This is a genomic window from Microvirga tunisiensis (assembly GCF_009296175.1).
In the GTDB taxonomy this organism is placed as follows: domain Bacteria; phylum Pseudomonadota; class Alphaproteobacteria; order Rhizobiales; family Beijerinckiaceae; genus Microvirga; species Microvirga tunisiensis.
The window spans coordinates 24547-40158 of the sequence record NZ_VOSK01000014.1 but is presented as its reverse complement, the minus strand read 5'-3'; the positions used below and the strand labels follow the sequence as shown (position 1 = coordinate 40158).

Genomic DNA, 15612 nt, shown 5'->3' with positions numbered 1-15612 from the left:
CGCCGCCGAAGACTGAATTCCTCAGGCCGCCTGGGCATCCGTCTCCCGGAGCCGGGCGAATCCGGCATCGAGATCCCGCTTCAGGTCGTCCAGATCCTCCAACCCGATATGGAAGCGCAGGGCATGGCCGCCGGGCTCCCACTTGGTGGCCGTGCGATAAGTCGCGCAGTTGAAGGGGATCACGAGGCTCTCGAACCCGCCCCAGGAATAGCCCATGCCAAAGAGGGAAAGCCCATCGAGCATGGCGGCGAGCGCCCGGTCGGAGCAGGGCTCGAGGATGATTGAGAACAGGCCCGAGGAGCCCTTGAAGTCGCGCTTCCAGATTTCGTGGCCCGGATAGGTCTCCATGGCCGGATGCAGCACCCGGGCCACCTCAGGACGGCCTTCGAGCCAACGGGACATCTCCAAGGCCTGGGTTCCATGCTCCCTCAGGCGCAGCGCCATGGTACGCAGGCCCCGTAAGCCCAGGAAGACATCCTCCGGGCCCGGGCACATGGCGAACGAATCGTACGTCTCGCGAAGCCGCTTGAAGCAGCGCTCATTGGCCGAGACCATGCCGAGCAGCAGGTCCGATCCTCCGCTGAGATACTTCGTGCCGGCCTCGATTGCGAGATCCACGCCGCGCTCGTGGGGCGGGAAGAGCAGGGGGGTCGCCCAAGTGTTGTCCATGAGGACGACAGCCCCATGCCGGTGCGCCACCTCGGCAATGGCCGGGATGTCCTGCATCTCAAGGGACTGGGAACCCGGAGCCTCGGTGAACACGGCCGTCGTGTTCGGACGGATCAGGGCTCCGATCCCGGCACCGATCTCGGGGTCGTAGTAGGTGGTTTCCACACCAAAATTTCTAAGGACGCCGTTACAGAACTGCCGAGTCGGCAGGTAGACCGAATCCGTCATCAGAAGATGGTCGCCGGCTTTCAGGCATGACATAAGGGCAACCGCGACGGCCGCGAGGCCCGAGGGGGCAAGCACCGTGCCGGCCGCTCCCGTCAGCTCCGTCCAGGCCGATTCAAGGGAATTAGTGGTCGGAGTCCCTTTCGTTCCATAGGAATATCGCCCGCGCCGGTGAAGGAGATCATCGGTCGTCGGATACAGGACGGTGGAGCCGCGATATATCGGCGTATTGACGAAACCGTGCTGCTCGAACGGCTCTCGGCCGGCATGAACGAGACGGGTTCGTTCGGATATGTTTTGGGGCTTTGGAGGGAGTTTTGACATTGCTTCAAGGGGTTGCTGAGGAGATTTCTATCTGAAACCGGGCAGCCCCTGCCGTCAAGTCAGGCAAGAAATGCCTTTCATCAAGACTTGACCAGTGATTAATCATGGAATGTGATGGATCTCGATGCCGCCTCAACCGAAACGGCGCGGAACGGTCTATCGAGGCTCGGCTGGGGGGTGATAACCATAAGCGGTCGAGCCATGTCGAACTATTGGGAGAAGATACCAACATGAAAAAGGCTCTCGTATCGATTGCCTTCGGCCTGACAGCCAGCCTGTTCGCAACGGGCGCATCGGCCCAGGCGACACTCAACAGCGTGAAGCAGAAGGGTTTCCTGACCTGCGGCTCGAATACGGGCCTTGCCGGTTTCGGTCAGCCGGACGCTCAGGGCAACTGGACGGGCCTCGACGTCGATTTCTGCCGCGCCATCGCTGCCGCGATCTTCGACGACCCGACCAAGGTTCGTTTCATTCCGCTCGCTGCCAAGGACCGCTTCACGGCGCTCCAGTCGGGCGAAGTGGACGTGCTGTCCCGCAACTCCACCATGACGATGTCGCGCGACACGCAGCTCGGCCTCGACTTCCCGGCGGTTACCTACTTCGACGGCCAGGGCTTCATGGTTCGCAAGAAGCTCGGTGTCGCCTCCGCCAAGGAGCTGAACGGCGCTTCGATCTGCACCCAGCAGGGCACCACGACCGAGCTGAACCTCGCCGACTACTTCCGTGCCAACAACCTGAAGTACGAAGTGGTGGCTTTCGCGACCTCGGACGAGACGTTCAAGGCCTATGACGCCGGCCGCTGCGACGCCTTCACAACGGATGCCTCCGGTCTCTACGCCGAGCGTCTGCGCGCCTCGGCTCCGGACGATCATATCGTTCTGCCCGAGATCATATCCAAGGAGCCGCTTGGACCGGCAGTCCGCCATGGAGACAACCAGTGGGGCGATATCGTCCGCTGGACGCACAATGCCATGCTGAACGCTGAAGAACTCGGCGTGACCAAGGCAAATGCCGACCAGATGAAGACGTCCGAGAACCCGGAGATCAAGCGTCTGCTCGGCACGGAGGGCAAGTTCGGTGAGGCCATCGGCCTGACCAACGACTGGGCTGTCCGCATCATCAAGCACGTGGGCAACTACGGCGAGGTCTTCGAGAAGAACGTGGGCGAGGGCTCGCGCCTGAAGATCAAGCGCGGCCAGAACGCCCAATGGACCAAGGGCGGCCTGCAATATGGCATCCCGGTTCGCTAAGCCACTTTAAGACCAGGGCGCCCGGCATTCCGGGCGCCCTTCAAAAACGATAAAAATGCCGCCCGTTCATGGGGCTCGACCCAGGCATGAACAGGGGAGGACGGCCCGGTATAAAATAAAAAAGCCGTCAGAGGATGAACTCAGTGCAGACCGTTGTCAGTCAGACATCGCCCCCCCGAAAATCGTTTCTGTACGATCCGAAGGTCCGTGGAATTTTCTACCAGGTCGTTCTCGTCGCCGCGGTCGTCTACCTTTTCTATATGGCAGCGACGAACGCCATCGAGAACCTGCAGCGTGCCAAGATCGCGTCGGGCTTCGGCTTTCTCAATAATACCGCCGGCTTCGACATCAGCCAGTCGCTGATCCAGTTCAGCGCGGCCGGCTCAACCTATGGCGACGCCTTCATAGTCGGCCTTCTGAACACCCTGATCGTATCAATCATCGGCATCTTCTTCACGACCATCCTTGGTTTCACGATCGGTATCGCCCGGCTGTCGAAGAACTGGATGGTGGCGAAAGTTGCGATGGTCTATGTCGAGGTGCTGCGCAACATCCCGCTGCTGGTGCAGCTGCTGTTCTGGTACATCGCCGTTCTTGGCACCCTGCCGCAGCCACGCAACTCCCTTGAGATGGGTGCCGGATTCTACCTGAATTCCCGCGGCCTCTTCATGGCGAAGCCCATCTATGGTCCCAACATCTCGGTCCTTGTTGCGGCTCTCGCGATCGGCCTCGTCGGCACATTCTTGTACCGGCGCTGGGCCAAGAAGCAGCAGGAGCAGACTGGACGGCAATCTCCCGTCGGCAAGGTCACGCTCGCTTTAATCCTCGGTCTGCCGATCCTGACTTGGATCGTCCTTGCCCTAGTCGGCGCCAATCCCATTACCTTCGAGCTGCCGCGCAAGGGCACATTCAACCTGACTGGCGGCTTGCAGATCCTGCCGGAGTTCGTGGCGCTGCTCCTTGGCCTCGTCACCTACACCGCAGCCTTCATCGCCGAGGTCGTCCGTGCCGGCATTCTGGCCGTATCGAAGGGACAGTCGGAAGCGGCGGGCTCTCTCGGTCTCACTCCGGGACAGACCCTGCGTCTGGTGGTGATTCCGCAGGCCATGCGGGTCATTATTCCACCGCTGACGAGCCAATACCTGAACCTGACGAAGAACTCCTCGCTGGCGGTGGCCATCGGCTATCCGGATCTCGTGCAGGTGTTCATGGGCACCGTGCTCAACCAGACGGGTCAGGCCATCGAAGTCGTCGTCATCACCATGGGCGTCTATCTGACGATCAGCCTCGTGACATCTTTCATCATGAACGTCTACAATCGCCGTGTAGCGATCGTCGAACGGTAGGAAATCGCATGAGCACCGCCGTCGACATGCCCCGTTTCGTCCGCGCCAACCAGGTGGAGGCGCTGCCTCCGCCCAATCTGGCCCGCGGTCCCATCGCCTGGGTTCGGGAAAACCTTTTTTCCGGTCCCTTCAACACGATCCTGACGCTGGTGGTGTTTTACCTCCTCTACGTCACCGTTCCTCCGCTGGTGAGATACCTTATCATCGACGCGGTCTGGACGGGCTCCGACCGGGCCGCCTGCCGTGCCGATGCGGGCGGCAGCGAGTCGGGAGCCTGCTGGGCCTTCATATGGGACAAGATCAACTACTTCATCTACGGCTCCTATACGATCTCCGAACGCTGGCGGGTGGACGTCTTCTTCGCTCTTCTGGCCATTGGCGTCGTCTGGATGCTTTGGTTGAGGGCTCCGCGCCGGGACCTGGGGGCGGTCTATTTCTTCTGGATCTTTCCGATCGTCTCCTACGTCCTCCTGACAGGCGGCGATGCCGATTTCGGTGTCCGCTTCTGGATCGGCTTTGCGATCTTCGGGGCGCTGGTAATCGCGCTGTTCGCCTTTTTCGCGGCTCTGCTCAAGGCAGCCATGCGTCCGGCGCTCATCATGGGCGGCGGCATCGTGGCGGTGATCGGCATTACCTTGGCCCTCGTCGACATCGATTTCGGCCTGCCCCATGTGCCCACATCCTTGTGGGGCGGCATCCTGGTGACGCTGCTCGTCGCGACGGTGGGCATCGTGGTCTCGCTGCCTTTCGGCATCGTGCTGGCGTTGGGGCGGCGCTCGAAGCTCCCCATCGTGCGGATGGCCTCGGTGATCTTCATCGAGTTCGTGCGCGGCGTGCCTCTGATCACGGTGCTGATCATGGCCAACACCATGCTGCCGCTCTTCCTCCCGGCCGAAATGACAGTCGACCGCCTGCTCCGGCCTCTCATCGGCACCGCGCTCTTCGCCGCAGCCTACATGGCCGAGGTGGTGCGCGGAGGTCTCCAGGCCATGCCGAAGGGGCAGTATGAAGGCGCGATGTCGCTGGGCCTCAACTATCCGCAGATGATGACCCTCATCATTCTGCCCCAGGCCCTACGGATCGTGATCCCAGGCATCGTCAACACCTTCATCGGCTTGTTCAAGGATACATCGCTCGTTGCCATCGTCGGCATTTTCGATCTGGTGAAGACCATTGAGGCATCCCGTATCGACCCGAGCTGGGCTGCCCCGACCATCGGTATCACGGGCTATGCCTTCGCGGCCCTGTTCTACTTCATCTTTTGCTTCGGCATGTCGCGGTACTCGCTCGGGGTCGAGCGGCGCCTTGCGGCTGGTCAGAAACGGTAAACATCCATGGCTACGACACTGTCATCTCAAACCATTCGCTCCGTCGACGTCGATCCCAAGGCGGAGGCCGCCGTTCAGATGATCGACGTGCACAAGTGGTACGGCGAGTTCCACGTGCTGCGGGACATCAACCTCAACGTGCGCCGCGGCGAGCGCATCGTCATCTGCGGTCCCTCGGGCTCGGGCAAGTCCACGATGATCCGCTGCATCAACCGCCTGGAAGAGCACCAGAAGGGCCGCATCATCGTCGACGGCACCGAGCTTCTCAATGACCTCAAGCGCATCGACGAGGTGCGCCGCGAGGTCGGCATGGTGTTCCAGCACTTCAACCTGTTCCCGCACCTGACGATTCTCGAGAACTGCACGCTGGCTCCGATCTGGGTCAAGAAGATGCCCAAGAAGGAGGCGGAAGAGATCGCCATGCACTACCTGAAGCGGGTCAAGATCCCCGAGCAGGCGAACAAGTACCCGGGCCAGCTCTCCGGCGGCCAGCAGCAGCGCGTGGCGATCGCCCGCTCGCTGTGCATGAGCCCCAAGATCATGCTGTTCGACGAGCCGACCTCGGCGCTCGATCCCGAGATGGTCAAGGAGGTGCTCGACACCATGGTGGGGCTGGCCGACGAGGGCATGACCATGCTGTGCGTCACCCACGAGATGGGCTTTGCCCGTCAGGTGGCCGATCGGGTGATCTTCATGGATTACGGACAGATCGTGGAGATGAACACCCCGGACGAGTTCTTCAAGAACCCGCAGCACGAGCGCACCCGGCTCTTCCTATCCCAGATCCTGCACTGAGACGGATCCCCGAAACGCAAAAGGCCCCGGACACCCCGGGGCCTTTTTCTTTGTCCAACAGTGTTCAAGCTTTCTTCGCCGGTCCCGTCTCCACCGGCAGATCCTCCCGTGCGCCCCACTCGGACCAGGATCCGTCATAGATCGCTTTGGCTGGGCGGCCCAAAGTCTCGAAAGCAACCGAGAGGATCGCTGCCGAAACACCAGAGCCACAACTGGCGATGATGGGGCGTTCCGGATCGAGGCCAGCTTCCCGCATAGCCTGCTCGATACTCCCTTTGTCCTTCAAGCGACCATTGTCGACAATCGCGCTCCAGGGAAGATTCAGGCTCCCAGGAATATGGCCGGCCTTGAGGCCTGGGCGGGGCTCAGGCGCTTCGCCTCTGAAGCGGTCGGCAGCCCGCGCATCGACCACCTGAGCCGAGCCGGAGCGGAGCGCGGCTTGAACCTTGGCGACATCTGCGACGGCCGAACCGTCAAAAGACGGAGTAAAGGTCTTCGGTGCGGCGGGCTTTTCCGGTCCCGTCTCGACCGGACGCCCCTCGGCCCTCCAGGCAGGAAAACCACCGTCGAGGATCGAAACGTTGCGAGATCCGAACACCTGAAACATCCAACGGACGCGGGGTGCCGAGAACAGTCCGACGCCATCGTAGACGATGACGGTCATGTCTTCGCTGATTCCCATGGCACCTACAGCTTTCGCGAAATCGTCAGGGGAAGGCAGCATGTGGGGCAGGGAGGACGATGTGTCCTTCACCGTGTCGATGTCGAAGCGCACCGCGCCAGGAATATGACCGGCAAGATATTCCGCTTGGGGGTCCCGGTTATGGTTTGGAAGATACCAAGAGCCATCCACCACGACGATATTGGGATCGTTCAAATGCTCCTGCAGCCAGGAGGTTGAAACGAAAGGCTGGGACATCGGCAGTTCCTTCTGAATGGCTGAACGGGCTTGGAGCTGTTTCCACTTGCGTGGAATCATCTCTCCTCTTTCCTCTGCCGCATTTTGCGGCGAACCGGATCACTTCGCCGCAAAATGCTCTAGTCGATCAGGGACATGCGGACGCGGCGGTTCTGCTTGCCCTTCTTCTCGATATCGGTGATCGCGACCGTGCCGATCTCGCCGGTGCGGCGGACATGGGTGCCGCCGCAGGGTTGAAGGTCGATTCCTTCGATTTCCACCAGACGAACGCGGCCCGATCCACGCGGCGGCTTCACGGACATGGTCTTCACGAGCCCCGGATTGGCATCGAGTTCCTCATCCGTGATCCAGCGCTCGGTGACCGGCGCATCGCGCTGAATCAGTGCGTTGAGCTTCTCCGTGATCTCCGCCTTGTCGAGGCCCGCGTCGGGAATGTCGAAATCGAGCCGCCCGTCGCCCTCGCCGATGGCGCCGCCGGTGACCGGGTAGGGCAGGACGACGCTGAGCAGATGGAGCGCAGTGTGGACCCGCATGCGTCTCAAGCGACGGAGCCAATCGAGCAGCAGTTCTACCGTTTCGCCTTCTTCGAAACGCGATGCCGCCTCGGGCCCGACGAGATGAACGATCTGTGAGCGGTCGGCACCGTAGACCGTATTTGTGATGTCGAACCTGTCGCCATTCGCCCTCACGATAGCGCCGACGTCTCCCGGCTGCCCGCCTCCTTGGGCATAGAACACCGTGCGATCCAGAATGACACCGCCCTCCGGAGTGGTCCCGAGAACGCGCGCTTCACAGGCGGTGGCATAGGCATCGTCGCGGAAAAGAAGCGTGGTCGTGGTCATGATCGTCTCGAGTTGTGACGGGCCTGAGTGGCCGCATCTGGAAAACGAGGGGCGATGCTGACGGCAAGGAGCTTTGCGGGTCAAGCCGCTCCGTCGGTCGAACGTCAGGAAAGTGCATCAGCCATACCGCGAAGGCCGCGAAAGGCTTCCAAGGCGCGCTCCCGCGCCGGACCATGGGGGACGATGGGACCAGGATAGGTCTCGTCCAGCCTGATTCCCGCTGCGAAGAGAATATCGGGAGGGGCTTCCCAAGGCTTGTGGATGAAGGTCGAGGGCAGTCCTGAAAGCTCCGGCACGAAAGTGCGGATGTAATCGCCTCGCGGATCGAACTTCTCGCCTTGGGTGACCGGGTTGAAGATCCGATGGAATGGCGAAGAATCCGGCCCCGATCCCGCGACCCATTGCCAGCCGAAGGCATTGTTGGCCGCGTCCGCATCGACCAGGGTGTCCCAGAACCAGGCCTCGCCCCGTCGCCAGTCGGTGAGGAGATGCTTTATCAGGAACGAGGCCGCGATCATGCGCACCCGGTTGCGCATCCAGCCGGTCTGCCAGAGCTGGCGCATTCCGGCATCCACGACGGGGTATCCGGTCCGGCCCTTCTGCCAGGCCTTCAGAGTTTTCGCATCCTCGATCCATGGAAAATTGTCGAACCGGCTGCTGTGCGACCTGGCCGTCAGGTGAGGGTGAAAGTGGAGAAGCTGATAGCTGAAATCGCGCCACACGATCTCACTCAGGTATTTCTCGGCATCCCGTCCCAGGCCGGGCTCATGGGCAACCTGGGCTGTCATGGCATGCCAGATCTGCCGGGGAGCGATCTCTCCAAAGCGGAGATGCGGTGAAAGACCCGACGTGCCGGGAATCGACGGCCAGTCGCGATTCTCCGCATAGCCTTTGATGCCCTCGCGAAGGAATCGCTTGAAGCGTGCTCGCGCAGCCTGCTCACCAGGCTGCCAATGCTTGCGTATCCCGCCGGCCCAATCGGGGGACGAAGGTTCGAGACCAAGCTCTTCGGAGGGGACGGCTGCATCGAGGAGCGATGACGGCCACGTTCCACCCATCAACTTCTTCGGAGCCGGGAGCGGAGCGGCAACGGCGCGGGCCATCACGGCCCGGAGATAGGGGGTGAAGACCTGGAACGGTTTGCCGGCCTGGTTGGGGATCTCCCACGGTTCGTGGAGAAGCCGCCCGTTGAAGCTGTAGGCCTTGATGCCGCGATCGGTCAGGCGCTTCTTGATCGCGCTGTCGAGGGCGATCTCGACCGCACTGTAGCGCCGGTTCCAGAAGATTGCGGACGCGCCTGTCTCGAGCGCCACATTCTCGACCGCCGAGAGGGCGGGGCCTCTGAACAGGATGAGCCGGGAACCGGCTCGTTCCAACGCCTCTCCAAGGGCGCGAAGTGAACCGTGAAGCCACCAGCGAGCCGCACCACCGAGCGGGCGCAGTCCGTCCGAGCCGTCGTCGACAACAGCAAAGCATAGAACCTGCGATCCTGTTGAGGCGGCAGCGGCGAGGGCAGGGTTATCGGCGAGACGATGATCGTCGCGGAACCAGACCAGAACGGGAGATTGTGAAACGGTGCTCATGGTGCCGGATCATAGCCAAGCTTCGAACCCGTGATACAGCGCATCGCGAAGGGTTCCGGGCCGATTGGCTTTGCTGAGGATGAGCACTGGGAAGGTTGGCTCCGGCGGTAGGATTCGAACCTACGACCAACGGATTAACAGTCCGCTGCGCTACCGCTGCGCCACGCCGGAATAAGCCACACCTTTCAAAGAAGCCTTTATTAGACTTCCTGAGCGCCACGGAGGTCTCTGGAGACGTGTCCGTCGCGAGGTGGGAGGCATATAGCACGGGTTTCAACGGTTGCAAGTGCATTGTTGGCGCACGGGACCGAAAAGGGCCTGTTGCTCTTTGGGGGGATGGTTGCTATGGAGCAGCCGTCGCGTTCGTGACACGCCCCGGATGGCCTCGTGGCGGAGTGGTTACGCAGAGGACTGCAAATCCTTGCACCCCGGTTCGATTCCGGGCGAGGCCTCCAACAAAATTCTGAAGGCACTATCCATGGTCGATTTCACCCAAGCGCGCCGCATGATGGTTGATGGCCAGCTGCGCACTTTCGATGTGAACGACATGCCTCTCCTGGATGCCATGGACAACGTTCCGAGAGAGCTTTTCGTGCTGCCAGGCCGCGAAGGCCTTGCCTATATCGATCAGGATATCCTCGTCAGTGACAGCGGCGAGACCCGCTATATGCTCTCTCCGATGATCCTCGGCCGCCTGATCCAGGCGCTCGAGATCGATGCGGGAAGCAAGATCCTCGACGTTGCCTGTGGCCGTGGCTACGCCTCGGCTGTCCTTCATAGACTCGGCACGCAAGTGACGGCCCTTGAATCGGATGAGGCTCTTGCCGCTGCTGCCAGGCACTGCCTGAGTGCGGCCGGTGCCGGCGATGTCATGGTCGTGACGGGACCTCTCGAGCAGGGCTATGCCGCCCACGCTCCCTATGACGCCATTGTCGTGAACGGCTCCGTCGAGGTTCGTCCTGAAGGGCTCCTCCAGCAGCTGGCCGAGGGCGGCCGCCTCGTGTGCGTGAAGGGGCGGGGACGTGCCGCTCGGGCGATGCTCTATGTCCGCTCCGGCGATGCCATTGGCGAGCGTAGCCTGTTCGAAGCTGCGGCGCCTCTCCTGGCGCCCTTCGTTCAGACCCCAGGCTTCACGTTCTAATTCCTTCCAGATCCTTAATTTCCTCGATTGGTGGTGTCGCTTTTTTGCGCCACTCCCAAGCTAAAATCGAGTTGGCCCCAACGCGTTGTTGCCGACTCTGTTCCCTCGGGTATTGTTGCGCTTTGAGTCGTAGTGGTTTCTGAAAACGGCGGCTCTTGCGGTTGTTCCGTATTGGTCGCTAGGCAGGTGCGCGTGAAGAAGAAGCATTCCAGGAAGACGTATCGCTTGCTCTTTGGGGCTATGACCTCGGTGTTCGTGCTGGCGGGCCTTGGCGGCGTGTCGGCTGAGACCTTGGAAAGCGCTTTGGCGCGGGCTTACGGCAACAATCCGGATTTGAATGCTCAGCGCGCGAATGTCCGAGCGACGGACGAGACGGTCGCGCAGGCCAAGTCAGGCTATCGGCCGACGATCAATGCAACCGCCGACGCCGGCAGGAGCTGGGTGTCGGCCGAGACACCGTCATCGCGGTTCTCGGCGAACACGACCACTAGAAGTGCGCTGAACCCGCGCGGGGTCGGCGTTGAGCTCAATCAGACAATTTTCGATGGGTTTCGGACCCAGAACCGGGTCCGTGCGGCGGAATCCTCCGTTCTCGGTTCGCGGGAATCCCTGAACAGCACCGAGCAGAGCATCCTGCTCAACGCCGCGACGGCCTATATGGACGTTCTGCGGGACACGGCCATTCTCGACCTGCAGCGCAACAACGTCGAGGTCATCGATGAGCAGCTGCGTCAGACCCAGGATCGGTTCAACGTCGGCGAGGTCACCCGGACGGACGTTGCCCAGGCTGAAGCCCGTCTCGCGGCCGCGCGGTCCGAGGCCAGCTTGGCCGAGGCGACCCTGCGCAACAGTATTGCTACCTATCGCCAAGTCGTTGGTGTCGAACCTGCCCAATTGGCGCCTGGGCGTCCTCTGGACCGTCTGACGCCGCGCAATGTCGATGCTGCTCTGAAGGCTGGCCTTAACGAACATCCAGCCATCAAGGCGCGCCAGCACGCTGTCGATGTGGCCGAGCTGCAGGTGAAGATCGAGCAGGGCGCCCTTGCTCCCCAGCTGGGTGTCGCCGGCGCGGTCGACCAGCGCTACGACCGGCAGCAGGGGGGCGACGCCGCACTTTCGGCTTCTGTGGTCGCTCGACTGACCGTGCCGATCTACGAAGGTGGTCAGGCTTATGCCGCGACGCGCCAAGCCAAGGAAACGGCCGGTCAGCGCCGCCTCGAAGCCGATTCCGTGCGCGATCAGGTTCGCGCCGCCGTCAGCTCTTCTTGGGGACGTCTGGAGGCGGCCCGCGCTCAGATCGTCGCCGCCCAGGCCCAGATCGATGCCGCCGAGACTGCGCTCAGCGGTGTGCGTGAAGAGGCCCGCGTCGGTCAGCGTACGACCCTCGACGTACTGAACGCCCAGCAGGAATTGCTGAATGCTCGCGTGAATCTCATCACGGCCCAGCGCGACCGCGTGGTGGCCTCCTACAGCCTCGTCAATGCGATGGGCCGCCTCAACTCACGGGCGCTCGGCCTCAAGGTCAACCACTACAGCCCGAAGATCCATTACGATCAAGTCAAAGATCTTTGGGTCGGTACGAGCACGCCTGACGGCCGTTGATAAGTTTCGGGGCCAGAACCAAAAAGTTCTGGCCCCGCTTGTTTTCTTTAAGGTTGCGTAAAATACTTCATCTACATTCATTCGAATGTGATTCTTGCGTATTTTAATTTGGATGCGGCTATGGGTTCTGCGAGCCTGAAGGTTAATGAGCCATCGATGGAAGAAATTTTGGCTTCCATCCGACGTATCATCTCTGACGATGACGCGCTGCGATCCTCCGAGCCTGATGAGCCGAGCTCCTCGCCTCTGAGCAACGTCCTCGACATTGCCGAGCTTCATGTGTCTCCGCTGATTGCCCCAAGTCCCAACGAGTCGGTGCTTGGTCCCTGGAGCCGGGGGGAGGCCCTGGCAGTCGATACATATGCCGAAGACGACATCGTGGAGGATCGCCATATTCCTGCCGAGCGGGCTGAGCGAATTCCTGCACCGATTGCCGTCCGTGAATCTCCGCCGGTGATAGCTGCACCAGTCGAGCACGCAGCCGCCGGTGTCCTCATCTCGAACGAGACCAGCGCCTCGGTTTCCGGCGCCTTCGACCTTCTCAGTGCTTCCTTGAAGCCAAGCCAGCCTCAGACCGTCGACGATCTCATGAAGGAGATGCTGCGTCCCATGCTGAAGGCATGGCTCAATGACAATCTTCCTTCTCTGGTCGAGCGGCTGGTGCGGGATGAAATCGAACGCGTGACCCGCAGCCGGGGATAGGTCCTCGGATGAGCGCCTCCTGCGGAGGGGCTGGCCACTTTTGAAGCCCGTTGCGCCCAGATTGTCGCCCCTCTGTTGACTTCGACCGATCCGTCCGGTTTGTAGCCGTCTTGCTTGTGCGTTTCTCGCGCCAAAAGACCGGTATTCATCATGATGGACAAGACGTTCGATCCCTCCGCTGTCGAAGCACGCATTTCCACCCGCTGGGAAGAGGCTGAAGCCTTCAGGGCCGGCCGCGCGGATCGCAAGGACGCCGTACCCTACACGATCGTCATTCCGCCGCCGAACGTGACCGGCTCGCTCCACATGGGGCACGCCCTCAACAACACGATCCAGGACATTCTCTGCCGCTTCGAGCGCATGCGGGGCAAGGACGTGCTCTGGCAGCCGGGCATGGACCATGCGGGCATCGCCACACAGATGGTCGTCGAGCGCCAGCTCGCCGAGCGCCAGATCCAGCGCCGTGACCTTGGCCGTGAGGAGTTCGTGAAGCGGGTCTGGGAGTGGAAGGAGGAGTCCGGCGGCACCATCGTACGCCAGCTCAAGCGCCTCGGCGCCTCCTGCGACTGGTCGCGCGAGCGCTTCACCATGGATGAGGGCCTGTCCCGCGCCGTCCTGAAGGTGTTCGTCGATCTCTACAAGCAAGGACTGATCTACAAGGACAAGCGCCTCGTGAACTGGGACCCTAAGTTCCAGACCGCGATCTCGGACCTGGAGGTCCAGCAGGTCGAGGTGAAGGGCAATCTCTGGCATATCCGCTATGCCATCGACGGCATGCCCGACCGCTCCATCACGGTGGCCACCACCCGTCCCGAGACGATGCTCGGCGACGTGGCCGTGGCCGTCCATCCCGAAGACGAGCGCTATAAGGATTTGGTCGGCAAGTTCGCCATCCTGCCGCTGGTCGGCCGCCGCATCCCCATCGTGGCCGACGAGTATTCCGACCCGGAGAAGGGCACCGGCGCGGTGAAGATCACGCCGGCGCATGACTTCAACGACTTCGAGGTCGGCAAGCGCCACAAGCTGCCGCTCATCAACATCTTCGGCACCGAGGCGCAACTCGCGCTTGCCGGGAACGAGGCTTTCCTCGATGGCCTGAACCAGACCGACGACCTGAAGGCCGTGCTCGCCCTGGATGGCCTCGACCGCTTCGAGGCGCGCAAGCGCATCGTCGCCATGCTCGAAGAGCGCGAGATCCTCGTGCAGATCGAGCCGCATGCGCACACCGTTCCGCATGGCGACCGCTCGAATGTGGTGATCGAGCCCTATCTCACGGACCAATGGTATGTGAACGTGAAGCCGCTCGCCGACCGGGCGCTCGATGTGGTGCGCAAGGGCCAGACCAAGTTCGTGCCCGAGAACTGGGAGAAGACCTACTTCCAGTGGCTTGAGAACATCGAGCCCTGGTGCGTGTCGCGCCAGCTCTGGTGGGGACACCAGATTCCAGCCTGGTATGACGATCAAGGCAATGTCTACGTCGCCATGAGCGAGGATGAGGCCAAGGCCGAAGCACGCGCGAAGAACGGGCGCGATGTGCCGCTCAAGCGCGACGAGGACGTGCTCGATACCTGGTTCTCCTCGGCGCTCTGGCCGTTCTCGACGCTGGGCTGGCCGGATGACGCGCCGGAGCTGAAGCGCTACTACCCGACGAACACGCTTGTCACCGGTTTCGACATCATCTTCTTCTGGGTTGCCCGGATGATGATGATGGGCCTGCATTTCATGGACGAAGTGCCGTTCGACACGGTCTATATCCACGCCCTTGTTCGTGACGAGAAGGGCGCGAAGATGTCGAAGTCGAAGGGCAACGTCATCGATCCGCTCGACGTGGTGGAGCAGTACGGCGCGGACGCGCTGCGCATGACGCTGACCTCGATGGCGGCGCAGGGGCGCGACATCAAGCTGTCGGTTCAGCGCGTCGAGAACTACCGTAACTTCGCAACCAAGATCTGGAACGCGGCTCGCTTTGCCGAGATGAACGAGTGCAGGCGCGTCGCCGGCTTCGATCCGAAGTCGGTGAAGGAGACGCTCAACAAATGGGCGCTCAGCGAATGCGCCAAGGCGATCAACGAAGTCGCCTCAGGCATCCAGAGCTACAAGTTCAACGAAGCTGCGGGTGCTGCCTACCGCTTCGTGTGGAACGTGTTCTGCGACTGGACGCTCGAACTCTCCAAGCCGGTGTTGCAGGGAGCGGATTCGCCGGCAAAGGATGAGACTCGCGCCACCATCGCCTTCATCCTCGACGAAATCTGCAAGCTCCTGCATCCTATCATGCCGTTCCTCACGGAGGAGCTGTGGGAGGTGAAGGGGCAGGAGGGTCCGAAGCGTGAGACGATCCTGGCGCTTGCACCCTGGTCGAACCTCGACGATCTGATCGATCCGCAGGCGGAGGCCGAGATCGGCTGGGTGGTGGATCTCGTCACCGAGATCCGTTCCGCGCGTTCCGAGACGAACGTGCCGGCCGGCGCGCAGATCCCGCTCGTGCTCGTCGCATCCTCTGCGGATGTGAAGGCCCGTGCCGAACGCTGGGGCGATATCGTGCGGCGCCTCGCGCGCATCTCGGACATCTCCTACGCCGATGCCGCTCCGAAGAGCTCGATCCAGCTCCTCATCCGCGGCGAAGTGGCGGCGCTGCCGCTGGAAGGCGTCATCGACCTCGACGCCGAGCGGGCGCGTCTTGCCAAGGAAATCCAGAAGCTCGATGTGGATGTCGGCAAAATCGACGCGAAGCTCGGGAATGCGGATTTCATCAAGCGCGCACCGGAAGAGGTGGTCGAGGAGCAGCGCGAGCGCCGCGACGAGGCGCTAGCCCGCAAGGCCAAGATGGAAGAGGCGCTCGGGCGCCTCAGGGACGCCGGTTGAGGCGCATTCTACGAAATGGATTGA

At 61.8% G+C, this 15612-nt stretch carries 12 protein-coding genes and 2 tRNA genes; 9 read left to right on the top strand and 5 right to left on the bottom strand.

What is annotated here, in order from left to right:
- Positions 1-21: 21 nt before the first annotated feature.
- Positions 22-1218 (bottom strand): cystathionine beta-lyase, encoded by a 1197-nt coding sequence (metC, locus tag FS320_RS06900; protein WP_152710350.1) that lies wholly within the window; start codon positions 1216-1218, stop codon positions 22-24.
- A 230-nt stretch (positions 1219-1448) separates the two neighbouring features.
- Here metC and FS320_RS06895 point away from each other — a divergent pair, with 230 nt between their 5' ends.
- From FS320_RS06895 to FS320_RS06880, 4 genes are all read left to right on the top strand, one after another.
- Positions 1449-2468 carry an amino acid ABC transporter substrate-binding protein gene (locus FS320_RS06895; RefSeq protein ID WP_152710349.1) on the top strand — a complete coding sequence of 340 codons (1020 nt, stop codon included), beginning with the start codon at positions 1449-1451 and terminating at the stop codon, positions 2466-2468.
- 134 nt (positions 2469-2602) lie between these two features.
- Complete coding sequence (locus FS320_RS06890) at positions 2603-3814, top strand: amino acid ABC transporter permease (protein WP_152710348.1); 1212 nt, start codon at positions 2603-2605, stop codon at positions 3812-3814.
- A gap of 8 nt (positions 3815-3822) precedes the next feature.
- Positions 3823-5142: an amino acid ABC transporter permease gene (locus tag FS320_RS06885; RefSeq protein WP_152710347.1), complete on the top strand. Its 1320-nt coding sequence runs from the start codon at positions 3823-3825 to the stop codon at positions 5140-5142.
- A 78-nt stretch (positions 5143-5220) separates the two neighbouring features.
- Positions 5221-5937: an amino acid ABC transporter ATP-binding protein gene (locus FS320_RS06880; protein WP_152710371.1), complete on the top strand. Its 717-nt coding sequence runs from the start codon at positions 5221-5223 to the stop codon at positions 5935-5937.
- 64 nt (positions 5938-6001) lie between these two features.
- Here FS320_RS06880 and sseA read toward each other — a convergent pair whose 3' ends face one another.
- From sseA to FS320_RS06860, 4 genes are all read right to left on the bottom strand, one after another.
- Positions 6002-6856, bottom strand: a complete 855-nt coding sequence (sseA, locus tag FS320_RS06875) for a 3-mercaptopyruvate sulfurtransferase (RefSeq protein ID WP_152710346.1) — start codon at positions 6854-6856, stop codon at positions 6002-6004.
- A 119-nt stretch (positions 6857-6975) separates the two neighbouring features.
- Positions 6976-7698 (bottom strand): alanyl-tRNA editing protein, encoded by a 723-nt coding sequence (locus FS320_RS06870; protein WP_152710345.1) that lies wholly within the window; start codon positions 7696-7698, stop codon positions 6976-6978.
- 104 nt (positions 7699-7802) lie between these two features.
- On the bottom strand, positions 7803-9281 hold the full coding sequence (locus tag FS320_RS06865; RefSeq protein WP_152710344.1) for a cryptochrome/photolyase family protein: 1479 nt from the start codon (positions 9279-9281) through the stop codon (positions 7803-7805).
- A gap of 96 nt (positions 9282-9377) precedes the next feature.
- A tRNA-Asn gene (locus FS320_RS06860) sits at positions 9378-9452 on the bottom strand.
- A 210-nt stretch (positions 9453-9662) separates the two neighbouring features.
- Here FS320_RS06860 and FS320_RS06855 point away from each other — a divergent pair.
- From FS320_RS06855 to FS320_RS06835, 5 genes are all read left to right on the top strand, one after another.
- Positions 9663-9736, top strand: a tRNA-Cys gene (locus tag FS320_RS06855).
- Positions 9737-9759: 23 nt separating this feature from the next.
- Positions 9760-10422 carry a protein-L-isoaspartate O-methyltransferase family protein gene (locus FS320_RS06850; RefSeq protein WP_152710343.1) on the top strand — a complete coding sequence of 221 codons (663 nt, stop codon included), beginning with the start codon at positions 9760-9762 and terminating at the stop codon, positions 10420-10422.
- A 240-nt stretch (positions 10423-10662) separates the two neighbouring features.
- Positions 10663-12024 carry a TolC family outer membrane protein gene (locus FS320_RS06845; RefSeq protein ID WP_244627005.1) on the top strand — a complete coding sequence of 454 codons (1362 nt, stop codon included), beginning with the start codon at positions 10663-10665 and terminating at the stop codon, positions 12022-12024.
- A gap of 120 nt (positions 12025-12144) precedes the next feature.
- Complete coding sequence (locus FS320_RS06840) at positions 12145-12726, top strand: PopZ family protein (RefSeq protein ID WP_152710341.1); 582 nt, start codon at positions 12145-12147, stop codon at positions 12724-12726.
- 150 nt (positions 12727-12876) lie between these two features.
- Positions 12877-15588, top strand: a complete 2712-nt coding sequence (locus tag FS320_RS06835) for a valine--tRNA ligase (RefSeq protein WP_152710340.1) — start codon at positions 12877-12879, stop codon at positions 15586-15588.
- The last annotated feature ends 24 nt before the right edge of the window (positions 15589-15612 follow it).